The sequence below is a fragment of the Desulfitobacterium sp. genome (genome assembly GCF_982384815.1).
Map to the genome: position 1 here is coordinate 12,968 of NZ_CEVWNY010000017.1, position 26,290 is coordinate 39,257.

Annotated in this window: 29 protein-coding genes, 1 pseudogene and 1 riboswitch; of the genes and pseudogenes, 5 read left to right on the top strand and 25 right to left on the bottom strand. The window is 43.4% G+C overall.

What is annotated here, in order from left to right; all coding sequences use genetic code 11:
• Nucleotides 1-410: 410 nt before the first annotated feature.
• The 14 genes from AC1U9U_RS04715 to AC1U9U_RS04780 all read right to left on the bottom strand — a co-directional run bounded on the left by AC1U9U_RS04715 (nt 411) and on the right by AC1U9U_RS04780 (nt 12,151).
• Nucleotides 411-1,202, bottom strand: a complete 792-nt coding sequence (locus tag AC1U9U_RS04715) for an energy-coupling factor transporter transmembrane component T (protein WP_479959398.1) — start codon at nt 1,200-1,202, stop codon at nt 411-413.
• A 16-nt stretch (nt 1,203-1,218) separates the two neighbouring features.
• Nucleotides 1,219-1,818: a Gx transporter family protein gene (locus tag AC1U9U_RS04720; protein ID WP_479959399.1), complete on the bottom strand. Its 600-nt coding sequence runs from the start codon at nt 1,816-1,818 to the stop codon at nt 1,219-1,221.
• Nucleotides 1,808-2,194: a NusG domain II-containing protein gene (locus tag AC1U9U_RS04725; RefSeq protein ID WP_479959400.1), complete on the bottom strand. Its 387-nt coding sequence runs from the start codon at nt 2,192-2,194 to the stop codon at nt 1,808-1,810. Before AC1U9U_RS04725 ends, AC1U9U_RS04720 begins: the two co-directional genes overlap by 11 nt.
• 31 nt (nt 2,195-2,225) lie before the next feature.
• Nucleotides 2,226-3,299: an FAD:protein FMN transferase gene (locus AC1U9U_RS04730; protein WP_479959401.1), complete on the bottom strand. Its 1,074-nt coding sequence runs from the start codon at nt 3,297-3,299 to the stop codon at nt 2,226-2,228.
• A gap of 237 nt (nt 3,300-3,536) precedes the next feature.
• Nucleotides 3,537-4,214, bottom strand: coding sequence for a bifunctional phosphoribosyl-AMP cyclohydrolase/phosphoribosyl-ATP diphosphatase HisIE (gene hisIE / locus AC1U9U_RS04735; protein ID WP_479959402.1), 678 nt, complete (start codon nt 4,212-4,214; stop codon nt 3,537-3,539).
• 19 nt (nt 4,215-4,233) lie between these two features.
• Nucleotides 4,234-4,995, bottom strand: coding sequence for an imidazole glycerol phosphate synthase subunit HisF (gene hisF / locus AC1U9U_RS04740; protein WP_479959403.1), 762 nt, complete (start codon nt 4,993-4,995; stop codon nt 4,234-4,236).
• On the bottom strand, nt 4,989-5,765 hold the full coding sequence (gene hisA, locus AC1U9U_RS04745; RefSeq protein ID WP_479959404.1) for a 1-(5-phosphoribosyl)-5-[(5-phosphoribosylamino)methylideneamino]imidazole-4-carboxamide isomerase: 777 nt from the start codon (nt 5,763-5,765) through the stop codon (nt 4,989-4,991). Before hisA ends, hisF begins: the two co-directional genes overlap by 7 nt.
• Nucleotides 5,743-6,372: an imidazole glycerol phosphate synthase subunit HisH gene (hisH, locus tag AC1U9U_RS04750; protein ID WP_479959405.1), complete on the bottom strand. Its 630-nt coding sequence runs from the start codon at nt 6,370-6,372 to the stop codon at nt 5,743-5,745. The genes hisA and hisH overlap by 23 nt, the downstream gene beginning before the upstream one ends.
• Before the next feature lie 12 nt (nt 6,373-6,384).
• Nucleotides 6,385-6,975 (bottom strand): imidazoleglycerol-phosphate dehydratase HisB, encoded by a 591-nt coding sequence (gene hisB, locus AC1U9U_RS04755; protein WP_479959406.1) that lies wholly within the window; start codon nt 6,973-6,975, stop codon nt 6,385-6,387.
• 133 nt (nt 6,976-7,108) lie between these two features.
• The gene (gene hisC / locus AC1U9U_RS04760; RefSeq protein ID WP_479959407.1) at nt 7,109-8,191 is read right to left on the bottom strand and encodes a histidinol-phosphate transaminase; all 1,083 of its coding nucleotides are present in this window, start codon (nt 8,189-8,191) and stop codon (nt 7,109-7,111) included.
• The gene (gene hisD, locus AC1U9U_RS04765) at nt 8,185-9,465 is read right to left on the bottom strand and encodes a histidinol dehydrogenase (RefSeq protein WP_479959408.1); all 1,281 of its coding nucleotides are present in this window, start codon (nt 9,463-9,465) and stop codon (nt 8,185-8,187) included. Before hisD ends, hisC begins: the two co-directional genes overlap by 7 nt.
• A gap of 231 nt (nt 9,466-9,696) precedes the next feature.
• Nucleotides 9,697-10,359, bottom strand: coding sequence for an ATP phosphoribosyltransferase (gene hisG / locus AC1U9U_RS04770; RefSeq protein WP_479959409.1), 663 nt, complete (start codon nt 10,357-10,359; stop codon nt 9,697-9,699).
• A 291-nt stretch (nt 10,360-10,650) separates the two neighbouring features.
• A complete protein-coding gene (gene hisZ / locus AC1U9U_RS04775; RefSeq protein ID WP_479959410.1) occupies nt 10,651-11,799 on the bottom strand; it encodes an ATP phosphoribosyltransferase regulatory subunit in 1,149 nt (382 codons plus the stop codon).
• A 1-nt stretch (nt 11,800) separates the two neighbouring features.
• The gene (locus AC1U9U_RS04780) at nt 11,801-12,151 is read right to left on the bottom strand and encodes a YerC/YecD family TrpR-related protein (protein ID WP_479959411.1); all 351 of its coding nucleotides are present in this window, start codon (nt 12,149-12,151) and stop codon (nt 11,801-11,803) included.
• A 215-nt stretch (nt 12,152-12,366) separates the two neighbouring features.
• A riboswitch (SAM riboswitch) is annotated at nt 12,367-12,468 on the top strand.
• 77 nt (nt 12,469-12,545) lie between these two features.
• On the opposite strand from AC1U9U_RS04780, the gene AC1U9U_RS04785 reads away from it, so the two are divergent.
• The 3 genes from AC1U9U_RS04785 to AC1U9U_RS04795 all read left to right on the top strand — a co-directional run bounded on the left by AC1U9U_RS04785 (nt 12,546) and on the right by AC1U9U_RS04795 (nt 15,278).
• Nucleotides 12,546-13,568: a methionine ABC transporter ATP-binding protein gene (locus AC1U9U_RS04785; RefSeq protein ID WP_479959412.1), complete on the top strand. Its 1,023-nt coding sequence runs from the start codon at nt 12,546-12,548 to the stop codon at nt 13,566-13,568.
• On the top strand, nt 13,561-14,238 hold the full coding sequence (locus tag AC1U9U_RS04790; RefSeq protein WP_479959413.1) for a methionine ABC transporter permease: 678 nt from the start codon (nt 13,561-13,563) through the stop codon (nt 14,236-14,238). The genes AC1U9U_RS04785 and AC1U9U_RS04790 overlap by 8 nt, the downstream gene beginning before the upstream one ends.
• Before the next feature lie 170 nt (nt 14,239-14,408).
• Complete coding sequence (locus AC1U9U_RS04795) at nt 14,409-15,278, top strand: MetQ/NlpA family ABC transporter substrate-binding protein (RefSeq protein ID WP_479959414.1); 870 nt, start codon at nt 14,409-14,411, stop codon at nt 15,276-15,278.
• A gap of 102 nt (nt 15,279-15,380) precedes the next feature.
• On the opposite strand, the gene AC1U9U_RS04800 is transcribed toward AC1U9U_RS04795, so the two are convergent.
• The gene (locus AC1U9U_RS04800; protein WP_479959415.1) at nt 15,381-15,974 is read right to left on the bottom strand and encodes a hypothetical protein; all 594 of its coding nucleotides are present in this window, start codon (nt 15,972-15,974) and stop codon (nt 15,381-15,383) included.
• 131 nt (nt 15,975-16,105) lie between these two features.
• Between AC1U9U_RS04800 and AC1U9U_RS04805 the strand changes: the two genes are divergently transcribed.
• Entirely contained in the window at nt 16,106-16,807 is a 702-nt protein-coding gene (locus AC1U9U_RS04805; protein ID WP_479959416.1) for a hypothetical protein, read from the top strand.
• An 87-nt stretch (nt 16,808-16,894) separates the two neighbouring features.
• On the opposite strand, the gene rfbA is transcribed toward AC1U9U_RS04805, so the two are convergent.
• The 6 genes from rfbA to phsA all read right to left on the bottom strand — a co-directional run bounded on the left by rfbA (nt 16,895) and on the right by phsA (nt 23,241).
• Nucleotides 16,895-17,767, bottom strand: a complete 873-nt coding sequence (gene rfbA, locus AC1U9U_RS04810) for a glucose-1-phosphate thymidylyltransferase RfbA (RefSeq protein WP_479959417.1) — start codon at nt 17,765-17,767, stop codon at nt 16,895-16,897.
• Nucleotides 17,760-18,794, bottom strand: coding sequence for a dTDP-glucose 4,6-dehydratase (gene rfbB, locus AC1U9U_RS04815; RefSeq protein ID WP_479959418.1), 1,035 nt, complete (start codon nt 18,792-18,794; stop codon nt 17,760-17,762). The genes rfbA and rfbB overlap by 8 nt, the downstream gene beginning before the upstream one ends.
• Nucleotides 18,795-18,925: 131 nt before the next feature.
• Nucleotides 18,926-19,825 (bottom strand): NrfD/PsrC family molybdoenzyme membrane anchor subunit, encoded by a 900-nt coding sequence (nrfD, locus tag AC1U9U_RS04820; RefSeq protein ID WP_479959419.1) that lies wholly within the window; start codon nt 19,823-19,825, stop codon nt 18,926-18,928.
• A gap of 1 nt (nt 19,826) precedes the next feature.
• The gene (locus AC1U9U_RS04825; RefSeq protein WP_479959426.1) at nt 19,827-20,390 is read right to left on the bottom strand and encodes a 4Fe-4S dicluster domain-containing protein; all 564 of its coding nucleotides are present in this window, start codon (nt 20,388-20,390) and stop codon (nt 19,827-19,829) included.
• 1 nt (nt 20,391) lies between these two features.
• Complete coding sequence (locus tag AC1U9U_RS04830; RefSeq protein WP_479959420.1) at nt 20,392-20,952, bottom strand: TorD/DmsD family molecular chaperone; 561 nt, start codon at nt 20,950-20,952, stop codon at nt 20,392-20,394.
• Nucleotides 20,953-20,997: 45 nt separating this feature from the next.
• Nucleotides 20,998-23,241, bottom strand: coding sequence for a thiosulfate reductase PhsA (gene phsA / locus AC1U9U_RS04835; protein ID WP_479959421.1), 2,244 nt, complete (start codon nt 23,239-23,241; stop codon nt 20,998-21,000).
• 305 nt (nt 23,242-23,546) lie between these two features.
• On the opposite strand from phsA, the gene AC1U9U_RS04840 reads away from it, so the two are divergent.
• Nucleotides 23,547-24,458 carry a LysR substrate-binding domain-containing protein gene (locus tag AC1U9U_RS04840; protein WP_479959422.1) on the top strand — a complete coding sequence of 304 codons (912 nt, stop codon included), beginning with the start codon at nt 23,547-23,549 and terminating at the stop codon, nt 24,456-24,458.
• 123 nt (nt 24,459-24,581) lie between these two features.
• On the opposite strand, the gene AC1U9U_RS04845 is transcribed toward AC1U9U_RS04840, so the two are convergent.
• The 4 genes and pseudogenes from AC1U9U_RS04845 to AC1U9U_RS04860 all read right to left on the bottom strand — a co-directional run.
• Nucleotides 24,582-25,073: a YeeE/YedE thiosulfate transporter family protein gene (locus tag AC1U9U_RS04845; RefSeq protein WP_479959423.1), complete on the bottom strand. Its 492-nt coding sequence runs from the start codon at nt 25,071-25,073 to the stop codon at nt 24,582-24,584.
• Nucleotides 25,074-25,086: 13 nt separating this feature from the next.
• Nucleotides 25,087-25,317 carry a sulfurtransferase TusA family protein gene (locus AC1U9U_RS04850; RefSeq protein ID WP_479959424.1) on the bottom strand — a complete coding sequence of 77 codons (231 nt, stop codon included), beginning with the start codon at nt 25,315-25,317 and terminating at the stop codon, nt 25,087-25,089.
• 20 nt (nt 25,318-25,337) lie between these two features.
• Nucleotides 25,338-25,946 (bottom strand): YeeE/YedE thiosulfate transporter family protein, encoded by a 609-nt coding sequence (locus AC1U9U_RS04855; RefSeq protein WP_479959425.1) that lies wholly within the window; start codon nt 25,944-25,946, stop codon nt 25,338-25,340.
• A 201-nt stretch (nt 25,947-26,147) separates the two neighbouring features.
• Nucleotides 26,148-26,290: pseudogene (locus AC1U9U_RS04860) on the bottom strand (rhodanese-like domain-containing protein); the annotation flags it as partial.

Sequence of the window (26,290 nt, forward strand, 5' to 3'; positions counted from 1 at the left end):
TAAGGTTTGGTTTTTCCCTTTCCTCCCTTCGTTCTTCTGAAAGATCAAGATTCTATTGAGAATCGGCGAGTTTACGAAAACTCACACAAACTTGTATAAACAATATGTGCTTAAAATAATGCCTGCTTAAAGAAATATGTGTATGAGCAAGATTTGTTTCGACAATATATGCATAAGCAATATTTGCTCCTACAAGCTTTTCTCAATGTTGACTTTACCAGTTTGTGATAGTGTTGTCAATATGTAATGTTTATAATTTTTTAAAACGGGTGAATAGGTTTTTCTAGATATTATAAATGAAACTCTAGCAATGAGTATCAGGACAAAAAACGGGTAAGAACTCCACTATTTAGGAATTCTTACCCGTTGATACCTGCTACCTAATGTTTATTTATATTAAGTTAGTGTCGTTAAATAATTCCTTTTTCGATTACCCAAATCATGGCGACAAGAACCATAAAACTTAGGATTGCTATACCGTCACGTAAATTAATTTTAAAATTATAATAATAAAGATCTTCAGGATTAACTTGTTCAACGTATTCTTGAATTTTATCAATCTTTTCAAAGGAATCCACAATAAGGTTGACAATGATCTGAGAAATCCCCTTGACATTGATCCTGAATTTACGTTTTTCTTCACCCACCGCTGAACGCATTTTTTCTCCCAGGCTATTCTTGATTTCGATGCCGGTCTCTTTAAGCTGGACAACTATGCACATTATAACCTTCAGATAGTCGGAGATAGGAAGCCCTAGTTTTTTTAAGGGGGTGAAAAATTTATCCAACATCCCGATGAAAGTTTTCATCGGTGTGGTATGGAAATAAAGGATACTCACATACCAAATAACAAAAATCTTAAAAAGTCTTAGAAAAATGGCAGTTGAACCTTGAAAGGCAAACATTGCATTATGGGAAAAAAAGAAGAACAAGGCGTTCATTAATAGCCCGAATAGGTAAGGAATTAAAACAATAATTGCAAAGGATGCCCCGCTAAGCATTAAAGTTCGCAGATTGACCTTGAGTACTAAAGTTACCAACACTAAAAAAAACGCCAGGAGTCCAAAGCTAAAAGCTGCATGGAAATAGAAGGGCATAACCATAAGCATAATCGCAATGATTAGCTTAATCAGCCCGTCCAAATCTAAAAACTCGCCATCATTCACTGTTTTAGAATTAGCCACAGTAAAATCCTTTGCCATGATTATTATTACTCTCCTATAGTTTTACATCTTCTTCCCCTATAGCTTCAGACGGTATTCCCTCCACTTGATCCCTATCGGTGAGCTCCCCATGCTCTGCAACCTCAAAAATGCCTTTTTTATTAATTTCATTAATCGCCAACTCACCGATACTTCCAGTGATTAAACCGGTAACCACGGCGGAAACCAACAAAATCGGCAGGTAATAAAGTACAACCACTTGGCCTAGTATTAAAGAGGCCACCGATATTTGCGTTGTGTTATGAACAATTGCACCCGCGATGCTTATACCCTTAATACTGAAGAATCGGGATAATTTCTTATAAAGCAGCCACATAATTATAGCACTTAAGATTCCGCCGCTTAAACTAAATGCCAGCATCATAACGCCCCTGGTCAATATTGCTACTACAAAACATCGAACCAAGACTATAAAAAGGACATCTTTAAAGCCCAGAAACACAATGGCAATCATAGTGATAATATTTCCTAGGCCTAGCTTTATACCCGGGACGGGAATCGGCACAGGAATGAAGGATTCCAGGAAGGAAATTATGATTGCGTTAGTGACTAAAATGATGATAATAGCAAAACGCTTATTTCTATTAATATCCATCACCCTCAATCGTTACTATGGTCTTACCGGGCATACAAACCGCAATATCACCTGGTTTGGTTAATTTACCAGTCTTAACGCATATTTTATCCGGGCAAGTGGAATCCAAAAATTTAATAGTACCGTCCTCTGCCCTAATTGTCAGCTCAATGCCATTAGCATAATGATAATCCTGGGCCTCAGTCACCTTGCTTAAGTCGATTCTGGCCATTTCTTTACCGTCTCTTTTAATAACAGCGATACGTGATTTAGTCTCATCCACATTTTCCGGGTTAAGCTTATTCCAAAGCCAAGGAAATGCTGCGCCGATTCCGATCAAAAGCACGACAAGAATGATGATCAGATCTCCTCTTTTACGGTTGTTTTGTTTATCCATCTTTGGTCTCCTACGTCCAACACTTATGGGCTTATTCTTCTACATATTCGTATTGATTGGATTCATCAAGGAATTCAAAATTATCTTTTAAGCCTTTAGTAACATAGATTTTTTTATCTTTGGTAATAAAAATTGCTTCCATTGCACCATGTTGTTCAACTAATTTTCTCCCTTTCTCCAAACCCAAAACAAAGACAGGAGTGCTGTAGGCATCCGCTTCTAAAGAAGAATCGGTGACAATAGTTACGCTCAATAAATCAGATTGAGCGGGATAACCAGTGTGAGGGTTAAGGATATGGTGATATCGAACCCCATTCTCCTCAAAATAACGCTGATCATCGCCTGAGGTTACCACTGCTTTATTTACCACCGAAATCAGGCCGACAATTTGTCCACTATCTTCGCCTACCGGTCGGGGGTTACGCACCCCAACCCTCCAAGGACTTCCGTCCGGCTTACTTCCCAAAGTAACCACATTTCCACCTAAGTTAATGAATGCGGACTCTATACCATGTTTTTTATAAATCTCCGCAGCTACATCTCCGGCATAACCTTTGGCTATACCTCCCAAGTCTACCTGTTGACCGGCTCTTTTTAAATAAGCTGAATTACCTTCAACAACTAGATCTCGATAATTTATTAAAGTAAGTAGTTCCTTTAGTTCAGCTTCCGACGGTATCCGCTGATGATCTGTACCAATTCCCCAGCTTTTTACTATCGGTCCGACAGTCACATCAAAAGCTCCATCACTGAGTCCCGAAACCTCCAGGGATTTTGACAAGATGGTTATAGTCTCCGGGTCTAGCTGGACGCTTTGTTTCCCTGCATTTTCGTTAAGCTTATTAACATCGCCACCAAGAGCATTGAAAGTCAAAAGGGCTTCCAAGTTATTCATCTTCGCTGTTGTTTCTTGAACAGCCGCTTCACTGTCCTCGCCATAAACCCTTTGCGAAATCACCGTACCCATAATTATTTCCGTGCTTTCGGCTTTCTTCGGTTCTTCTTGCTGTACAGGATTCCCATTGCAAGCAGTTAATAACCCTAAAACCAATAGAATAACAACTAAAGAAGATACCTTTCTTCCCAGTCTCTTGATATTAAACAACAACTCCAGCTCCTTTACCCGCTACGACTAAAAAAACCAAACCATATTTACTCTACAAATAATACCATATGCGTCTTGAGATTAAAATAGCTTATCTTCTGATCACATTTTCTTCACATACTCTTTAGTCTTTAACAACGTGATAATAACCCCGTCCTGACAACCCCTGGCACACAAAAAAGAACCCTATTGAAAAAAGCATACCCCTTTCAACGGATTCGTTTTTAAAAACTTTGGCTATTTTTGTCGAGAAATTAGTTCATGGGAAATTTCCTCTAACCCTACCCCGCGCTCTTCCAACATGACTAGCAAATGATAGAAGAGGTCCGCTACTTCATAACGTATTTCTTCTACCGAGTTATTTTTGGCTGCAATAATCGTTTCCGCAGTTTCCTCCCCAACCTTTTTCAGAATCTTGTCAAGTCCTTTTGCAAAAAGATAGGTCGTATAGGCCCCTTCTGGACGCTCAAGGTTCCGTGAGTGGATAACTTCTGCAAGGAGCTCCAAGGTTCTGCCAAGGGGCATTGAAGGTATTTCCCGCGGCACACCGAGAGGTACAAACTCATTATCCTTTACTGCATAATGAAAACAAGAGTAATAATCTTCGTGACAAGCTACACCCTTTTGCTTAACGGTCAATAATATCGCATCCTGATCACAGTCAAAGTGGAGGTCTACTACTTCTTGAGTATTTCCTGAGGTTTCCCCTTTGAGCCAGAGGGATTGGCGACTGCGGCTATAATACCAAGCCCTTTTTTCCTTTATGGTTAAGCGGAGAGATTCTTTATTCATATAAGCCAACATTAAGACTTCTTTCGTAGCCGTATCCTGAACAATAACAGGAATCAAACCGTCGGCATTAAAACGGATACCTTCCGGGACCATGTTCAGGCAATCTTCTCTATCTGCACCCATCACATATCCTCCTTTTTCGCTATGATCTTCTAACAGGGATCCCCCTTGCCTCTAAATAAGTCTTGGCTTCGGCAATGCTGTACTCCCGATAGTGAAAAATTGACGCCGCGAGAACCGCATCAGCTTCCCCGGTTGTTAACCCCTCGGCCAAGTGTTCTAAAGTTCCCACACCGCCGCTGGCAATTACAGGCAGAGAGACCGCCCTGCTTACAGCACGGGTAAGTTCAAGGTCATAGCCATTCTTAGTTCCGTCCCGATCCATTGAAGTAAGCAGTATTTCTCCTGCTCCTAAGGACTCGACTTCTTCAGCCCACCGCAGGACATCTTTCCCGGTAGAAGTCCGTCCTCCATGAATATAAACCTCCCAGGTACCTGTAGCGGTCCGACGGGCATCGATGGCTACCACGATACACTGACTGCCAAAAGTATGGGCTCCTTCTTGAATTAGACGCGGAGTTTGTACCGCGGAGGTATTTAGGGATACCTTATCCGCCCCAGCCCTTAACATTTTCCGAATATCCTCACTGGTTCGCAGTCCTCCCCCGATAGTAAAGGGAATAAACACCTGCTCGGCAGTTCTGCGAACAACATCAACCATAGTTTCCCTGCCTTCTGCTGAAGCCGTGATATCCAGGAAAACTAATTCGTCCGCTCCTTCCCGATCATACAGGGCTGCCAACTCCACCGGATCTCCCGCATCGCGAAGATTGACAAAGTTAGTCCCTTTCACTACCCGACCTTCATGGACATCCAAGCAGGGGATAATTCGCTTAGCTAACATCCCTCTCCCCTCCCTTCATCCTTCCCAGGCAAGCCCGCACAGCGGGTCCCAATCTTAAGTGCCTCAGATAGCGCAATGGCTCCGGAATAAAGGGCCTTCCCAATAATAACGCCCTCAATCGGCACACCGCTATCAGCCTCACTTTGAAGCAGAATCAAGTCTTCAAGCTCGGCTACTCCTCCCGAAGCAACCACCTGCAAACCGCTAAGGCGGGCCAATTTCACCGTACTCTGGATATTGGGGCCTTGAAGCATACCATCCCGGGATATATCCGTAAATACCAGATGCTTTACCCCAATCTTTTTCATTTTTAAGGCTAGTCCCAGAGCCTCAAGCTCCGTGGTTTCGGCCCAGCCTTGGACGGCCACTTGGCCATCCCTGGCGTCAATGCCCACCACGATCGCTTCACCAAAACGCTCCACTGCCTGTTGTACTAAGTCGGGATTTCGCACTGCCAAGGTGCCGAGAATTACCCTTTCAACCCCTAAATCCAGGAGTTCTTCAACTCTTTCCAGGGAACGAATCCCGCCTCCTACTTGTACTCTAAGTCGCGAGGATTGAACCAGCCGGCGGATCACTTCATCATTTACGGGCCTCCCGGCAAAAGCGCCGTCAAGATCCACGACATGAAGAGAGTCTGCCCCCTGGTCCTTAAAGGCGCAAGCCACTTCCAGAGGGTTGTCTGCATAAACGGTAGCATCCTCCATACGCCCTTGCAGCAGGCGAACGGCCTTCCCTTCCTTAAGATCAATGGCTGGAAATATCCGCATGCCCATTCACCCACCTTCCAAAGTTATCCAGCAACTTTAGTCCCCAGGGGCTGGATTTTTCCGGGTGGAACTGCGCCCCCCAGATATTGTCCCGACCTACAAGACCAGGGAAATCTCCCCCGTAGCTGCTCATCCCTACCAAAATATCTTGATCCTCGCTCAAGACATAATACGAATGCACATAATAAAAATAGGCCTCATCCGGAATCCCTTTAAGCAGAAAGCAAGGATTTTCTTGATGTAGATTATTCCACCCCATATGAGGGACTTTCCTCCCCGTAGGGAATTTGACCACTCTGCCCGGTAGTAATCCCAAGCCTTTATATTCTCCATGTTCTTCTCCGACTTCAAAAAGAACCTGCATACCTAAGCAAATCCCCAAGAATGGGTTCCCCCCATGAGCATAATGAAGCAAAGGCTGAATCCACCCCTTCTCTTCAAGGGCTGCCATCGCATCGGCAAAAGCCCCCACCCCCGGAAGAATAATTCCTTGGCTTTCCTCAAGCTCCAGCGGGGACTGAAGAATCTTTGTCTTGTACCCCAATTTGAGGAGGGCTTTTTCCACACTGCGTAAATTGCCGCGACCATAATCTATAATGCCAATCATGAAAAATCCTCCCTATAGCACGCCTTTGGTTGATAGCACTCCTTCAAACCTTGGATTTTCTCGAACCGCTAAGCCCAAAGCCCTGCCGAAGCCCTTAAAGGCCGCTTCCATTATATGATGCCGGTTCTTCCCGGCTAGCTTACGGATATGCAGAGTTATACCTGCCTGAACGGAAACCGCCCGAAAGAATTCCTCTGCCATCTCCACAGGGAATTCCCCCACCATACCCTCAGGGCAATCCACTTCCCAAACCAAATAAGGCCGGTTGGAAAGATCGAGAGCCACTTGAACCAGTGCTTCATCCATGGGTAAAAGAGTATCTCCTACCCGCTCAATCCCGCGGCGGTCCCCTAATGCTCCCCGGATAGCCTGTCCGAAAACAATTCCGCAATCCTCGATGGTATGATGAGGATCAACCTGTAAATCGCCTACAGCCTCCACTTCCAGATCCAGATAACCAAACCTGACCAAGGCCTCCAGCATATGATCAAAAAAACCGATCCCCGTATTAATCTTAGCTTCACCGGTACCATCAAGATTAAGTTTTATCCGTACGTTAGTTTCTCCGGTTTGACGTTCGATTAAGGCTTCACGCATGGTCAAAACCTCCTCATATTAAGTGAAGATTTACTTCTATTTATTTTTGCTATGTCTTTCCGAGGCCCAGCCGAAGAAGCTTTAGCTTATAATTTGGGGTCAAGATACTTCGCTTGCGCTCTATATGACAATAACCAAGTCACCCCATCATCTCTTTAAGTACCCTGATCAGTCTTGTGTTTTCTTCCGGCAGACCGACACTTAACCTTAGGGCTTTACCGATTACCGGCAGATTACCCATATTACGAATGAGGAATCCTTTCCGGATCAACTCTTGATAGAGTTCTTCCGGGTTATCCGTCTGAAAGAGGACAAAGTTGGACCTCGTAGCATAGACCTTGATTTGGGGCAGATTTTTTAGCCCATTTGTAATCTTTTCGATCTCAGCAATCAGAATACGTCCCTGTTCATGAAATTCCTCAATATACTTCAAAGCAAGAACTCCCGCCCGTTGACTAAAGCTGTTCACATTAAAGGGCTGGCGAGCACGATTTAACAATTCGATAGTCGAAGCCTGCCCAAGGAGGTAACCCAGTCTCAGGGCAGCCATGGCAAAAAGCTTGGAAAAGGTCTTCAAGACCAAAAGATTAGGATAGTTGGGAATCTGATCCCTAAGGCTCTCTCCGGAAAATTCTCCATATGCCTCGTCAACAACGACAATCTTTCCCGATCCCTGCACGATTTTTAAGATATCCTCCCGTGGGAATAGGGTACCCGTAGGATTATTGGGATTACAGATAATGATGATATGGACCTCGGGCCGGGCCGCCGTCTTAAGAATTCCTTCCACATCCAACCGAAAACTTTTACCATCCTCTTTAAGCAGAAGGGGAATTTCGATAGTATCTGTTCCGGTAACTTTGGCGGCTGCCCCATACATGCTAAAAGTCGGGGAATGAATAACCAAGGCACGTTTCTCCCCTCCAAAGGTTGCTAAGACTAATTGAATAAGCTCATCGGAACCATTGCCGGTCAATATTCCTTCGACAGGTACTCCGGTATAACTGGCGATAGCTTGTCTAAGTTCCTCCGCTTCCCCATCCGGATAGCGGTTAAGAGTAAAGGAAGAGCTAAACAACTCCTCTTTCATTCCCCCTGGCCAAGGAAACGGGTTTTCATTGGCATCCAATCTAACACAGTTAGGGATGCTTTTAGTTTCATAGGCTTTTAAAGTTCGGATCCGGGGCCGCATAAGATCTTCCGGACATATTCTTTCTACCATAATTTCCTTGCCTCCACTGCCCGAGCATGGGCCTCTAGTCCCTCTTTACGGGCTAAGAGGGCAATATGTTTTCCGTCCCGCTGAAGAGCCTGTTCCGAATAACTGATCACACTGATTTTTTTCATAAAGGTATCTACGTTTAAAGGTGAATAAAAGCGTGCCGTCCCCCCTGTGGGCAAAACATGGTTGGGTCCGGCAAAATAATCTCCCACCGGCTCGGGGGAGAACCGACCTAAAAATACGGCCCCGGCATTTTTTACTCGACCTAGCCAATTGTAGGGTTCCTTAACCACTAACTCAAAATGCTCAGGAGCAATTTGGTTGGCTAAAGCCATTCCCTCCTCCAGATCCTTTACTAAAATAACAGCACCATAGGTTTCCCAGGAAGCTCTTGCTATTTCTTGGCGGGGCAAGTCCTGCAACTGCCTCTCCACCTCCGCCACAGTCTTTTCCAAGAGCTCCCGATCGGGAGAAACCAAAATCGAAGAAGCCAAAGGATCATGTTCAGCCTGGGAAAGAAGATCGGCTGCAAGCTCTTGGGGTCTTGCCGATTCGTCAGCTAAAATCAAAATCTCACTGGGACCGGCCAGCATGTCTATATCTACCGTGCCAAAGACTTGCTTCTTGGCCAAAGTGACGTAGATATTGCCGGGCCCCGTGATCTTATCTACGGGAGGAATCTCCTCAGTGCCAAAAGCTAAGGCGGCAATGGCTTGAGCTCCACCTAATTTATAGATTTCCGTGATTCCGGCTTCGGCTGCGGCGACCAGGACTTCCGGCAGCAGAGTTCCATCCTTTCGGGGTGGACTGACCATAACAATCTCCTTAACCCCCGCTACAGCCGCTGGGACTGCATTCATAAGCACCGAAGAAGGATAGGCTGCTGTGCCCCCAGGAACATAAATGCCGACTCTTTGCAGAGGAAGCAAGAGCTGGCCCAAAATGCTGCCGTCGTCTTTAGGGGCAAACCAGGAGTTACGCTTTTGTTTATCGTGATAGACTGTAATATTTTCCTGAGCTTGACGAATTGCTTCTAAAAATTCCTTATCAACTAATGAATAGGCTTTTGTAATCTCCTCTTCCCTTACCCGCAACCCGGAAGAGCGTAGATCAACACCATCAAATTTCTCTGTAAGCTGATAGAGAGCCGAATTTCCCTCCTGTTTGATTTTCAAGAGAATCTCAGCCACATTTTGCTCAAGTAATTGATCATTGCCATAGGACTTGCGGGTGAGGGTAGACAAATCCAATTCCTCAAGATTTTTGATCTCCATATCCTTACCTCCTACCATCCAATTATTAAAGAAAACCCGGCTTCGACGAGCTTTAGCGAAGAAGAGGCCGCTGGTTGCCCTTATGCGCCCGCAGACTTATACTTTCCGACTAGCCAAAGAAAACCCGGCTTCGCCAGGCCTTAAGTCATCCTTCCTTCAGGATGACACCAAATCCTAGCCTTTGTCATACTGAACGATAGTGAAGTATCTTAGCCCCAAAATACTTATAAGCTAACAAAGGATCCTGCGAAGTTTTTCCATCAGCTCATTAATGCGTTCGTATTTCATCCGATAGGCAACCCGATTGGCAATCAACCTAGTGGTAGCCTCAAGAATGGGTGCCACTTCCACTAGCTTATTTTGCCTTAAGGTAGTCCCCGTGGAAACAATATCTACGATCATCTCCGAAAGTCCTACCCGAGGAGCTAATTCGATATTGCCATGGAGCTTGATGGGAATAACCTGCATTCCCTGCTGCCGGAAGAATTCCTCCGCCACCCGTGGAAACTTAGTTGCTACCCGTTGATGATTCAACCCGCTCAAATCATAGTTCCCATCAGCGAGACGTGGAGGGACTTTTTCTTCCGGCATAGCCACCACAAAGCGACAATAGCCAAAACCAAGATCTAGGAGTTCTACTACATCTTTATTTTCTTCTAAAAGAGTATCCTTTCCCACAAAACCAAGATCAGCAGCACCATATTCAACAAAAGTGGGAATATCCGTAGGACGGCATATAATGATTTGGGCTTGGTCCTTTTCTAGGGGGAAAACTAACTTCCGTGATTCTTCACTGACATCCCGGCACCGGATGCCGACCTTGGTCAGAGCCTCCAGAGAGTCTGTTAATAATTTCCCCTTGGGCAGTGCTATGGTCAAGAAATTACGAGGCAATCTCTCTCAACTCCTTAGTCTAAAGTTAATAATTTTAAATTTGCAGATTGTTGTTTATTGTTTATTGTTTTTGTTTATCGCTTTACTAAGTTAAAGCGATGGAGTGTTAAGGTAATTATAACAACCTCCATATATCCTGGCAATACTTTTTTAATATTTATCTAGAAACGCCCTGAACAAACGGGTGCTTAAAAAAATGTCATCCTGAGCGCTGAGTCGGATCTTCAAAAGATTCTTCACTGCGTTCAGAATGACCCCATACTTCTTTGGTCCCCCACTAGGGAAGTCTTTCTAGACTTCGAATAAACCTTTAATCCCTTTTTGAGCGGCTAATTCCTCGGCTTCCCTTTTGGTTAAAGGTTCTAGGGACATTTCAACATTTTTCCCATTTTGGCGAAGTCTTTGAGTCTCGCGGATTACTTGCGAAACATTCTTGCCATAGACTAAGACCTCGGCAGCTTCTACCGGGCCTCCACCGGATTGCTCCATAATTGCCCTGAGGTTGATAGCAAAGCCTGTGGCCGCTAAATCATCCCCAAACTCTCCATATAAAGAGTCGTAGCGCCCCCCTTCCACGATCGGGAACCCCACCCCTGGGACATAACCCTCAAAGACCGCACCTGTATAGTAACTAAAACCCCGTAAGATCCCAAGATCAAGCGAGATATATTCCTGCACGCCAAAATCCTTCAAGTACTGATAGACTTGTCTAAGGGAATCAACCGCCTCCCGAAGAGAAGGCTCCTCACTCCATGCAAGAACCTGATTCAGCATATCTTCTTTGCCGTGAAGATGGGGTAGCCTGAGCAAAATTCCTTCAACCCTTGCTGCAAAGCCATAATCTTTTACTAGTCTTTCAATTCCCACGAAATCCTTACGAGCTAGTTTCTCCTCATAATTACTTCTAAATTCCGGGGGTACCTTTAACTCGTCCATAATCCCCGTAAATATTCCCATGTGGCCCAAGTTAAATTGAAAATCTTTCACACCAATCTGTCCCAAGGCTTCAACGGCTAAAGCTATAACCTCCGCATCGGCGGCAGAAGAAGCCGAACCAATGAGCTCGACCCCTACCTGGCGAAACTCCTGTTTATGGGATTTGGAATAGCGAAAAACATCCGCCCCATAGCAAAGCCTTAAAGGAAGTCTCCCTCCCCTCAGGCGAGTGGTCACCATCCGGGCAATGGGGGTAGTTAATTCCGGACGCAATACCAGCACGTGCCCCTGACGATCAAATAACTTAAAGAAAGAATCCCCCTCTTCCTCCACCGGTTGAATACACGCACCATACTCTAATGTCGGAGTTACAACTTTACGATAAGCCCACGCATTAAACAAATCCATAATTTTTGCTTCTGCCTGCTCCTGTAAGGCTAATTCATCCGGTAGAATATCATGCATCCCCTCGGGGATCCGTAATCCTAGGGATGTACGAGGCATATCAATCCTCCTCCTTCCCCTTTTCGTTTTCTTTTTCTGCTAATCGTCCTAGTACCATTTGGTACCCATCCGCCCCGAAATATAAACACCGTTTTACCCGGCTAATAGTAGCCGTACTTGCACCGGTAGATTGAGCTATGGTAGTATAGGTTACATTCTTTTCTAAGAGCTTGGCTACTTCCAGCCGTTGAGCCAGAGCTTTTATCTCTGCCACTGTGGCGATATCTTGAAAGAATCGGTAACATTCTTCCCGATCTTTTAATAATAAAATTGCATCAAATAACGAGTCGGTTAAAGAATCACGCAGGCGCTGATCAATTCCCATAATCTCATCTTGGTCATGTTCCTTCATAAAATCATCTCCTTATGCTTCAATACTTTAAATTATTAAAGTATAGAGCCCTTGTCAATAATCATCAGGCCAGTTACGTAAATTTTAAAGGTTATTTCTTAAGTATGTACATTTTCTTGTTATATAAAATTTACTTGCCAAAAGCTAATCCACTATGTTATTATAAACTTCAGTCAAGACTTCAAGAGATCCAGACTAGCGAATTGAATAAAAAACTCTTATCCAGAGTAGGTGGAGGGACTGGCCCGATGAAACCCGGCAACCGGCATGAAAAATGCACGGTGCTAAATCCTGCAGGAAATACTGGGAGATGAGAGGAAAGCCGAAATATAAACTCCGCGGATTTCCTCGTGGAGTTTTCTTTATTATGAGAACCATCTGAGGAGGAAAAGCAGTGATTATAATTGAGAACCTTACTAAAGTTTACACCTCCCGCAAAAACCAAGTAATTGCTATAGAAGATATCTCCCTTCATATTCCCAAAGGAGCTATATACGGCATTATCGGTTTAAGCGGTGCCGGAAAAAGTACCTTAGTCCGTTGTATTAATCGCTTAGAGGAACCCACCGGCGGCAAGATTATTATCGATGGTCAGGATTTGACACGGATGACCGCTCGCGAACTTCGGCAAGCGCGCCAGAAAATCGGCATGATTTTCCAGCACTTTCATCTCCTTCAATCAAGGACAGTCTTTGACAATATCGCCTATCCCTTAGAAATCGCCGGTTATAAGAAACAAGCTATCATAACAAGAGTCAAGGAATTACTACCGTTAGTTGGCCTAGAAGATAAAGCCAATGCGTATCCTTCCCAGCTTAGCGGCGGTCAAAAACAGCGGGTAGGTATTGCCCGTGCCTTAGCTACCAACCCAAAAGTTCTCCTCTGTGATGAAGCCACTTCCGCTCTGGACCCACAGACGACCTTATCCATCTTAGACCTTTTGCGAGATATTAATCAAAAACTCGGCCTGACCATTATCATGATTACTCATGAAATGAAAGTGGTAAAAGAAATCTGTACCGATGTAGCCGTTATCCACGAAGCAAAGATCGCGGAACAGGGACCAGTGGAATCCGTCTTCATTCAGCCCCAGTCCAGCATTGCCAAGGAGTTCATCTCTACAGTATTTCCCTATGAACTTCCGGCGGATCTGCTTCGGGAACTGGCTACTCATCCTAATTCTCAAATCATCCGCATTCAATTCCTTGGTTCACGAGCCTCCGACCCCATCATTGCTGATCTGATGCAAGAGTGCGCAGTTAGAGCCAATATCCTTTACGGCAGTATCGATCACCTCCGTTCCACCCTTTTTGGTACCCTGACTCTTGAACTTCAAGGAAATCCCGAACAGTTAGCCCTCGCACATCAATACCTGGCTCAACGTGAACTAAAGGTGGAGGTGATCCAAAATGTTTGATTTTACTAACCCTCAATATTGGGATACTATGATCCAGCTTTTAACACCGGCTACCTGGGAAACCATTTATATGGTTATTGCTTCAACCCTGCTAGCATATGTTCTGGGAGTTCCCTTGGGAGTAATTCTCGTTATTTCTTCACCTAGTCATATCCTCCCCAATCCCTGGGTTGAACGCATCTTAGGTACAGTAATTAATGTTTTCCGTTCCATACCCTTTATCATCTTATTAGTTCTGATCATCCCCTTTACCAGCTTCATTGTCGGCACTTATATCGGTACTAGAGCCGCCATCGTTCCTCTTGTTCTTTCCTCTGCACCCTTTGTGGCCCGGATGGTGGAAAGCTCACTTAAAGAGGTCCCCTATGGTGTCATTGAAGCGGCCCTCTCCATGGGATCTTCTCCCTGGCAAATTATTAAAAAAGTGCTTCTCCCTGAGGCCAAGGGCTCCCTTGTTTTAGGCATCGCCATCACCACCATTAGCATCATCGGTTATACGGCCATGGCCGGAACCATTGGTGGGGGCGGATTAGGTGCAGTGGCGATTCAATATGGATATAACCGCTTCCGGACCGATATAATGATCTATACAGTTGTAATTCTCGTGATTATCGTCCAAATCATCCAGTCCCTCGGCACCATGCTGGCACGCCGACTTACCCATCATTAAGCTTGTTTCAAGTCAATCTCTAGCCTGTCCAAGGTAATACCGGTAACACTGTAGGGAGGCCTAGAGAAAGGACTTGCAGCATAGATAAAAGCAAGAGTACTTTACTCAAACGTCATCATGTTTTACGGGTTCAAAAAGAGAAAAATTAAAAAATTCAAGGAGGAAAAAAGATGATTCGTTCAAAACGCAAACTATCTACCTTAATTATTGGCTCCCTTGTTGCCCTGTCCCTTCTGGTAACCGGCTGTGGCAGCACCCCCCAAAACGGCGCTCCCCAAAACAGCGGGGCTCAAAACTCGGGCAATTCCAACGAGCCTGTAACCATCAAGGTCGGAGCCACACCTGTTCCCCATGCCGAAATTCTCGAATTCATTAAACCCGAACTAGCAAAAGAAGGTATCAACCTTGAAATCAAGATATTTACGGATTACCCTCTTCCGAATCCTGCCGTAGATTCCGGCGAAATTGACGCCAACTTCTTCCAACACACTCCTTACCTTGAGACCTTTACCATTGATAAGGGCCTAAAGCTTGCAGCTATTGGTACAGTTCATATCGAACCCATGGGCCTCTATTCGAAAAAGATTACTAAAGTGGATGACCTGCAAAATGGGGATACCATCGCAATTCCTAATGATCCCTCTAACGGCGTACGGGCTTTATTGGTAATGCAAAGCGCCGGATTGATCAAACTTAAAGAGGGTACTGGCTTCAAAGCAACAATTTTAGATATTACTGAAAATCCCAAAAATCTAAAAATCGCTGAGATTGAAGCGGCCCAACTTCCCCGGGCAATCGATGATGCAAAGATAGCTGCGGCAGTTATCAACACCAACTTTGCCTTAGAGGGTGGCTTAAACCCAACAAAGGATGCACTTTACATGGAAGAAAAAGACTCCCCTTATGCCAACATTGTTGTAGCAAAAGAAAGTCGTAAGGATGATCCCAACCTTCAGAAATTAGTCAAAGCCCTTAACACCCCGGAAGTTAAGAAATTCATCGAAGATACCTATAAAGGCAATGTCTATCCTGCTTTCTAAGAAAATAGCCGGCGGTCCAAGACCGCCCCTACAACCGATCTGTGGTCTCCCGCCAAAGGCCCAAAAAGCCGTTCCCCTAATTTAGGGGAGCGGCTTTTATTATTACATATTCTGTTTAGTCTTTTCTTTTCCACGAACGATTAAAAACAATTCCCTAATTTCCCGATCATGTTTACTGGATTCCATCTGTAAGGCCTCCACCTTAGTGCTCAGAATCTTTAGTTCAAGCTTCACTTCTTCATTGAACTTCTTTTGGGTCTCTCGCCAATCGTAATAAAGAACATCCAACTTCCTACCAAATTCTGTTTCCATACGTAGCTGGGACTGTTTAACTCCGGCTAACTCTTCCTCCAAATATGTTTGGGACTGCTTCAATCCTGCTACATCAGTCTTCAGTCCTGCTACATCGGTCTTTAATCCTGCTACATCAGTCTTCAATCCTGCTACATCAGTCTTCAATCCTGCTACATCGGTCTTTAATCCTGCTACATCGGTCTTTAATCCTGCTACATCGGTCTTTAATCCTGCTACATCGGTCTTTAATCCTGCTACATCGGTCTTTAGTCCTGCTACATCGGTCTTTAGTCCTGCTACATCTGTCTTTACCTCTGCTAAATCTGCTTCCATAACACTTAACTTGTTAAGCACCTTGCCAAAGTGTTCCAACATCAAATCTTGGAATTTCTCATTATCCATACATCCACCCACCCTCTGCCAATGGCTGGAATAATTATACCAAATTTTGATGGGCATAGAAAGGGTTTGTTCTCACACACTAATATCGATTGTTAGATCTTAAAAATTTGTATTACACGAGGAGAACGCCCATGAATTCCTTCGACAAAAAAATTCAGACCCGGCTGCGCATGCACCCGGAGATGCTACGCAATCTCTTAGCCGACCCCAACGTGGAAACCCTTACGACCTTAAGTCGCTATAAAATATTTGAATCTAAGGGAGCCTATCTGGGCCAACTCCTTATATCCCTTCTTCCCCAATGGGAATATATTGCTTGCGAAGGAAACGAACACTTAGGAAAAATCATTCGCGACCTGGAAAAGGGCCCGATTAGCCCGATTACCCAGGTGTCGGAGTTCCTGCAAGCCAACTTATTGCGCATACGTATTCTTGCCGAAACCCCCGGTGTCTTTCCTTTTTCACCTTTTACCATTCAAGAAAATCTTCTGCGTTTTTTAGAGGGAGCAGAGCAGCTGGCAGATTTGCCACAATTAACGGTCATACATTTCAGCAAGGAAGAACTGAAGCCCTTAGCTTCCGAGCTAGCACAATACCGTTTAAGCCCTTTAAGTAGGCGTTATGTACAAAACCTTTTCCACCGGGATCGTCAAGAAGCTATTCTCTCTAACCTTGCCTATCTATGTAAAAATTACCCCTTGCTCGGGACTTGCCGGCAAGCTTATGCTTTGTTACTATCTCTGGATAATATCGAGAACTGGAGCAGGCATCCCTTCTGCCTTCGCTTGGTCTCCAACCGATTCTGGGAATATCGATTAAAAGAAATAATCTAGGCATTGGTACGTCTTTTAAATTTACCATTATCATTATTTAATCATGGCAGCTTAGCAATTACTCAATTAGCCTTGAGTCAATGCATTTTAACCAAGTTTAATTATCTTTTTAAGATACTGCCCATAACTATTATGAAGGGAATCAGCTAATCTGTGTACTTGCTCCCCATCAATATATCCCATCCGGTAAGCGATCTCTTCCGGACAAGCAACCTTTAACCCTTGACGTTCTTCAAGGGTCTGAATAAAATTTGCCGCCTGCAGTAAAGATTCCGGAGTACCGGTATCCAACCAGGTAAATCCACGTCCCAGTATTTCCACATTCAATTCTTGATTATTTAAATATATCTTGTTAACATCCGTGATTTCCAGCTCTCCTCTGGGGGAAGGCTCTAAATTCCTTGCAATATCGACCACCTTATTGTCATAGAAATAAAGACCGGTGACTGCATAATTGGCTTTTGGCCTTGGGGGCTTTTCTTCCAGACTTATCGCTTGACCGTCCTGGTCAAATTCCACAACTCCATATGGTTCCGGTTCTTTCACCCAATATGCAAAAACCGTTGCCCCACTTTCTTTCTTGGCAGCTCGGGCAAGCATCTCCCCTAGTCTATTACCATAGAAAAGATTATCACCTAGAATAAGGACACAGCTGTCTTTCCCAATAAACTCCCGACCAATGATAAAAGCCTGGGCTAATCCCTCGGGATTTGGCTGAATTTCATACTTTATGCTTATCCCCCATTGGCTTCCATCATATAATACTCTCTCGAATAAAAACTTATCCTGAGGCGTCGTTATGACCAAGATCTCCCTTATACCTGCAAGCATTAACGTGGTAAGTGGATAATAGATCATGGGTTTGTTATAAATCGGCAACAGGTGTTTATTTACAGCCAACGTGAGCGGATATAAGCGACTGCCCGATCCTCCGGCTAATATGATTCCCTTTTTAGTCAAACCTATCACCTCTTTTTTCGACCTGCCGGCACCACCCTTTGTTATCTAAATACCACTGTACGGTTTTTCTCAGTCCACTCTCAAAAGTCTCCTGAGGCTCCCAGCCCAATTCCCTTGTTATTTTCGTATAATCTATTCCATAACGCCGATCATGCCCCGGTCGATCCTCCACGAAAGTGATTTGCTGTCGGTAACTATGGCCATCCTGCCGCGGAGATAATTCATCCAGTAGATCACACACATTATTCACCACTTCAAGGTTGCTTCTTTCTTGTTTCCCGCCTATATTATAGATTTCGCCCAATTGACCATGCTCCATGACCCTTCTTATTGCTTCACAGTGATCGAGTACATAAAGCCAATCACGGATATTTTGACCATCGCCATAAATGGGTAATGGTTTGTGATTAAGAGCATTGAGAATGATTAGAGGAATCAACTTTTCCGGAAACTGAAAAGGACCGTAATTATTGGAGCAGTTAGTGATTAAAGTCGGCAGTCCATAAGTTTTATGATAGGCTCTTACCAAATGATCAGCAGCAGCTTTGGATGCAGAATAGGGAGAGTTGGGGGCGTAGGGGGTATTTTCAGTAAAATATCCGCTGCTGCCCAAGGACCCATATACCTCATCTGTTGAGATATGGTAAAAACGAAAATCATCTTGTAGGTCTTCTTCATACCAATAACTGCGTACTGCTTCCAACAATTCAAAGGTCCCTAAAATATTCGTATGAACAAAATTATCCGGTCCACCAATGGAACGGTCCACATGAGATTCCGCAGCAAAATTTATGACCCCATCAGGTCGATATTTCTTGAGCAAGCCGGTGACTAAAGCTCGATCGCCAATGTCACCCTTGATGAAAGAATAATGTGGATGCTCCGATACATCCCCGAGGGAAGCGAGATTACCCGCATAGGTTAACTTATCAAGATTAACAATGCGAACACTTTCCGTTTGAATCATATAACGAATAAAATTACTCCCGATGAAACCACAGCCACCAGTAACGATCCAAAGCTTCAAAGCGGTCCCTCCTCTCCCCTTTTGACGCCATAATACTAATTATAAGGTTTCTCTCAATAATTTTCCAATATACTGCACAAAACCGTTTCTTGGCTCAGCCGCAAAACGGTTTTGTTTTTAATTAACCCTAATTAAAACATCTGTCCGGAATAAACAATGAAATAGCGAAGGCATAAACCACCAACAATAACCGCCCCATAAACGGGTAGAACCCAATGGCGATCCTTAATCATGCCGTAGATGGACAATACTAAAGGTAGCAACAAACCAAAAATCATTACACCGATCCAGAATAGGTTAGCCATAGAGCCGCTGAAATACATTGGATTTACGGATAGATATAACACTGCCAAGAGAATGATCTCCAGTACAATCAGAACAATATCCACTTTTTTGTAAAACCCTAAGCCTTCTTCCTTAGACGCACCGATCAAAGTTGCCGCCAAACCAGTAGAGACCCCTGAGATCAAGAAAAGAACAGCTAGGAAAGGAACCACTGTTGAGCCCAAGAATGGTGTTGACCACAAGGCATTCGTTGAAACCGCTGAGAGGAGAAAGCCTGTATAGGTTGTCGTAGACAATGCCAACAGGGCACCGATCAAAGCCACCGGCTTTCTTAAGGCGGAAAGTTGACTAGCTAACTTCGCCGCTTTTGCCCCTAATCCTGTTTTGGAACTGAAGGAATCTCCCCAAACAAGAAATGCATAAATAAAGGCAAATGTTACAAATGTCGAAATGATAAATGTACCAATGGACATGACAGAGCTTCCATTAACATGGATTAAGAGTTTCCAGAAAGCAAATGGCTTGCTGAGGTCCAATACCAGTAACCCCAATCCGAATACGATAGCGATCGGCGCAATAAGCGCACCTGCTTTAATAAGTTTGGCCGACTTATTCTTGCTGAATAAATCCGTCAGTGAAGCGGTCAGAAATCCCCCGCCGGCAATACCGGCTAGAAACAAATACAAAGCAATCATACCAGCCCAGGGAAGGTGCTCTTGGGCCGGCATACCCCAAATAATATCCATATTATCTCACCACCCCATCATAAATATAGTAAACGCTGGGTTTTGTTCCAAGTTCTCCTTTGCGGAATTCCGCCTTATGTTTTGCGAGTATTTTGGCCACATCACTTTCGGGGTCATTGATGTCCCCAAAACTTAATGATCCTCCCACGCAAGTTGACACGCAGGCCGGTTTAAGGCCCTGGGATACCCTTTCTTCAAAACAAAAAGTACATTTATCCGCAGCCCCGGTCACTGAGTTGATAAAACGTGCATCATAAGGGCAAGCTGTTAAGCAATACTTACACCCGACACATTTATCAGCATCAATCATAACCAGACCATTCTCATCATAATGTGATGCTTTTGTCGGACAAACATGAACGCATGGTGCATTTTGACACATCTGACACGCTTCTTTACCGAAATGCATACTGACATTCGGATAGGACCCTGTAGGTCCGGAAGCCGGTGATATTGTTCTATACTGTCCCTCAGGAACTTCATTTTGGAATTTGCAGGCTACGGTACAGGCCTGACATCCAATACATTTAGCAATCTGTATTACCATACCGTAATGCTTAGCCAATTTAATCACCCTTTCTCTCCATATGATACTGCCATCTTTCCATAATTTTCGCGGCACTTGAATAAACAGGTCGATTGCTTTGAATAATCAATGGCAGCAGGATGCTGAGGAATGGTCTTAAATGCTTTTCTTCAAACTCGACCAATTCCTTAGCTCTATGATCTCTGGCCAGTAAAGCTAAAAACTCGAGTTCAACTGCCAGATGGTCAGGAAGCTCCATATTATCGCTGCCGATGTCATACCCACAGGAAAGATAAAATTTTCTTACCTCTTCTGCCTCTTGGCCCAAAACCAGTCCATCAGAGTAAACAGAGGCATATGGTACGGCTTCGATATCTCCAGCCTCAAACAAAGGAATATAATGCTCCCATAGGGCATCTAATCGATTATTCACCATAGGGTATTCCCGACAGAAATCTTCGATTTCCTTTGTATAGGTCATAGATTCCGGAATTTCTTCCCGCCATAATTCAATCAGCTCTTCAAGGTGCTCTGCAACTTCTTGGTGAGGCCTGTGAAATATCCCTGCAAAAGATAAATATAATTCTGCTGCTTTAGTCAATGAAATCCCCACCTTTAATTGCTTCTTTTATGAGAAAACTGACCCCTATGCCTTTTTAATGGTTACAAAATTCATAGAAGTAACGACATTACCGACTTCGCCTATGACATTATCAATCAGTTTATTACCATTAATTCCTTTACCATAGGCTCGTTTCATATCAGGTGAAATACGCCCGAAGCCATGATAACAGAATACCGTATCAGGCCGGATCCCTTGGGTTACTTTAGCCTTTCCTTTATGCTCATATTTTCCAGACGAAATAATGATTTCGTCCCCGTCGGCAATTCCCAGTTTATCGGCACTTTCTTTGTTAATCCAGAGTGAATTTTGGGGCATCAATTCGTTAAGCACCGGAACATTTGCTGTACCGGCATTTGTATGCACTGCCACTTTCCCCTGCACAAACCGGAATTTGCCTTCCTCCGGTTGAGGATGATGAACGTATGGGGGGATTCCTTGTTTGGTGGCATGCTGCACTTCTTCAGAATAAAACTCAATTTTCTTACTGGGTTTAGCTAATACGTTATCCAAAGAGGCTAGGGGATCCTTACGAATATAAAAAGGTTTCATTCCCTCAGGTGTCCAAACGCCTTTTTCCTTCATCTGATCCAGGGTTAAGCCGGCAGGAGTTAATTGTTGATTAATAAATTCCTCAATATTTTCATAAGGGAAATACTGCCCTAAGCCCATTTTTTCACCCAGTTCTTTATAAATCTGCCAAGCAGGTTTAGTATCAGGATAAACTAAAGGTACTGCGGCTTGGCGAATCACATACTTAGGCGTTAAGCCGGACATATCATAAACTTGTTCACTTCGTTCAAGATAGGTGCACTCAGGAAGAATAACATCGGCGTACATGGCCGAATCGGTCATGTAAAGATCACAAACTACCAGCAAGTCCAATTTCTTAAAGGCTTCGATAGTTCTCTCACTTTCCGGCAAGCTGATCACGGGATTAAAGCGATGGATAAACCAGCCTTTAATAGGATAAGGCCTTTCCGTAAGGATTGACTCAGCTATTTGCCCGACAGCACCATCACCCTCGGGGATGATCTGACCAGGTACTCCTTTTATCCCTGTACCATCGATTCTACTTGTGGCAGGTTTCGGAAATTCTGGTTGTTTTACAGAGCCAAGGGCTTTGGCATAGCCGGTCATGCCTGGGAATCTATTGGTTACTCCGGCATTTTTAACCCGATAATATCCCCCCGGAACCTCAAAATTCCCCATCATCATATTAACCATCATAATGGCCCTGCGCAGTTGATAATCATTGGTGGTAAGCCCTGTCCGCCATCCGAACTCTATGAGTGCATTGGGACAAGCATCTGCAAACTCACGAGTAATTCTAACGATGGTGTCTTTGGGAATTCCGGTTTCTTTTTCTGCCCATTCCGGTGTTTTATCCTTAACTGCCTCTTTCCACTGTTCAAAACCTGAAGTATACCGCTCTACAAAATCTTTGTCATAGAGGTCTTCATTGATAAGGACATTGGCCATGGCCATAACAAAGGCCAAATCAGTTGCTCCTTTGATAGGTAACCATTCCCCTTTGGATGCTGTTACACTAAACCGGGGATCAAGGGAAACAATCTTCGCGCCTTTGTCAAGAGCCTTCATAATCCCTCTGGTCTGGGCAATGTGAATGCCTTCTAACCAGTTACGCCCAAAGGAAATAATATATTTGGCATTTGCATAATCGGCCGCAATCATTTCCACACCAAACATACTGTCCAAAGCTACAGAACGAGTCATGGGGCAGCTAGCCTCATGTGAAAAAAGGTTAGGACTGCCTATTCCTTTCCCAATGGTGCGGAAGAATACATCATGGGGTCCTTTTCGACTGGCAAAGGCAATTTCTTCGCCACCGTATTTTGTTTGAATTTCTTTTACTTTTTCAGCAATATAAGTATAGGCCTCATCCCAGGTCACTTCCTTATATTTACCGGTTCCCCGGTCCCCGGTTCTGATCATGGGTTTTTTAAGTCTTTGCGGGTCGTACAATAAAGATGGTCCTGAATTGCCCCTTCCACAAATAACCCCCCCGAACACGGAGTCATTGGGATTCCCCTCAATCTTTGTGACTTTCCCATTAGAAACTTTAACTGCAATTGGACACTGATTACGGCACATTTCACATGCTGAAAAAACAGTGGCTTCTTCATTACCGGTTGCAGCTAAGACTTTTTGGGGAGCGACTTTGGTCAAGGTGCCAAAACCACCAACAGTGATGGCTGTTCCCCCTGCGCCATAAAGTGCATATTTTAGAAACTCTCTCCTCTTCACTTCTTTCCCTCCAAACCTATTATTATGTTCGTCATTGATATTATTTTCACATAATTTTATTAAAAATACTATACTCCGACTTATCGTAACTACTTATATATGTATAACGAACTTTTATACTTTAATAATTTTAAATTATTGCTTTGGATGCATTCTTGCTTTTACATGCTTAAATGCTCAGGGAATAGCAGGTGAACTTTAAACATGTTAAGCTATTCAAAAACGAAGTTATGTTGTAACATAAAGTGAGGCCTATTTTATAGTTAGATCCTTCTAATCAAGTTAAATAAAATACATGAAAGCAGGTGAATGATTTGGACACTTATCAATTAAAAATTTTCATCGCTGTCTCCAAGTTCCGAAGCATTTCTAAAGCTGCCAAGGTGATGCATTTAAGCCAACCTGCGGTTAGCACACATATTAAGAATTTGGAAGAATATTACCGAGGCCCATTATTTGAGCGAACTCAACAAGGAGTTTCCCTTACGAAAGCTGGGCAAGTCTTCTATAACTATGCCCAAAGGATCTTAGCACTGCAGGAGGAAATGGAACAGCAATTGGAAATTACTATGCAGCATGAAAACAACCAAATCATTGTTGGGGCAAGTACAACGATTGGTAATGTGTCCCTTCCCTGTTCGATTTATTTATTTAAAGAGGAATATCCCGAGGTCAATATCCGTCTGGAAATTGCCAACGCGGAAGAAATACTGCGTAAAGTAAAGGAAGAACAAGTGGATTTTGGGGTGGCGGAAATATTTCCTGATATGCCGGGTTTTAGTACCCATCATGTTACTTCAGACGAACTAGTACTGATTGTCCCCCCCTCTCATCCCGCCCAAATAGATAAAATAAGTTTAGAGGAATTCCTCAATCAGCCTTTAATTATGCGTGAATCTGGATCGGGCACCCGTAAAGTTCTCGTCCAATTCCTTGAAACACAAGGTTATTCCATTGAGGATCTTAAGATAATTACTGAAATGTCGACTATAGACGCTATAAAGTCAGCCGTACAGGCAGGAATGGGAGGAGCTGTTGTCCCACGATTATCCGTAAAGAAAGAAATCTATCAAGGAACACTTAAGGCCCTTACAATTACCGATCTGGATATGCCCTTAAAATACAATATTATTAAACTTGATAATCATTATTTATCTTCTAAGACTCGACAATTGATAAAGTTTCTCACCGACCCGGAAGAACGCTTCTTATGTTAACGGCCAAAAATCTACTAAAAGCAATAGAAAGAGGATGAGATATTCCGGAGAATAAATCATCCTCTTTTTCATACTTTACGAACATATCATGTTGCACAAGAAATAGTATTAGGTCAATATCCTTCACGTTAAAAAACGTAATAATAATTTTGCCCCAAACCAAGACCCAATAAAAACCGCAACCGTAAAAATCCACCCCGATAATGAACTGGAAGCAATACCATTCAAAACCAATCCGATGTTGCATCCATAGGCTATACGAGCTCCAAAGCCCATAAGTATTCCACCGATTAACGCGGAAATAGCAAATTTCTTGTTCTTAATAGGATGGAAACGTGCCTGTGAAGCAACGATCGTAGCCCAAAAAGCACCTAAAATCACTCCCAGATTAATATAAGTACCGTCAGATAATAATAATTGCTTGAAAGTAAGGTCTAAGTTATTAATTAAACCGATTTTTGCCGCCAGCCATATTGACCAATCCTCAATATTCGTTGTAATCCCCCAAGGTTTTTTTCTGATCAACAGGACCATAATATTCAATATTGCTAATATAACTGCACCAACCCAATATGCCCAAGGTCCCTTATAAATTATTTGTAGTTCTTTTCTCATAAGGCACTCCTTTTTAGTTGTGCTTTTTGGTCAGCTCTAGTCTCCATATTCCGTTCGAGACTTCTTTTTCCTCGATTTCATGACCTTGTTCCTGCGCCCAGAGTACTAAAGCCCTGCTAGTGCAACTATGATCAGTTTCTAAAACTAAAACATCACCATTTGCCATTTCTTTCAACTTACGCTTTGTTTTTATTATTGGAATAGGGCACATTTCGCCCCATATATCTAAATAATAAGTTACCATTCTTCACCAAACTTCCTTTTTTACCTTTTCTGCCACCAACGAATGCCTTTCCATAAAAGGAGTAATATCGAAAGCTGAATAGCCACAGCGGGGATCCATCCCATGATATCCGGAAGTAATATCCCGGGAAATTCATGAAATATCGAAAGCCAGTATGGTAAAGAGTATTTACCCCAAAACGCTCCGATGAATAGCCCCAATAAAGCTATCATTTGCATAGCAAAGCCTTCACCAACACGCGTTAGAATGCCGGAAGCACATCCGCCGGCCAAAACCATACCTATCCCAAACAAAATACCGCCGATAAAGGTATGAACACCAAAAGGAGTCACATACAAGCTTAATGATATATTAAATATATCGGATAAATTATATATAATGGCAAAACTGGGGATGCTGATTACCAACAATAATATTAAAGTCTCTGTTAGCTTGGTTGTACCAACTAACAAGGGATCACGAAAAGCTGCTACAAAGCAAATCCTGGATTTTTGCATTGTAAAACCAATTGCTAAGCTTACTGAAAAAATTAAAGCTAGCTGTACACTCACCTGAACCAATAGCAATAGTAGTAAGAGTATGAAGAAAGAGAAACCTAAATTTAGTTTTTGTTGTGATTTTTTTAACATAACAACCTCTTCTAAACCGACGTACTATCTAATTATAAGTGTAATGCTTTTTTAAAATAAGTCAATAAGCTATGTTGCAACTAAATCACAGTTTTTCCGGTTTAAGCAAAATAAATGACGGAGGCTGGACTAAGCCTCCGCTCATTTATTTGTAACCTTTATTGCTGTATCAACAGTTTATCTGTTTGCAACTACCAATACTTAAGAATGATCTCCGGCATTAGGCTGAGGCTGGCCATCAACCACCGGGAATCCTTTATTGGCCCATCCGGCTCCGCCTGTAGAAGGCATACCCATACCGGAATTCAAAGATACTGCATCATAACCGAGTAATCTGAGAATGG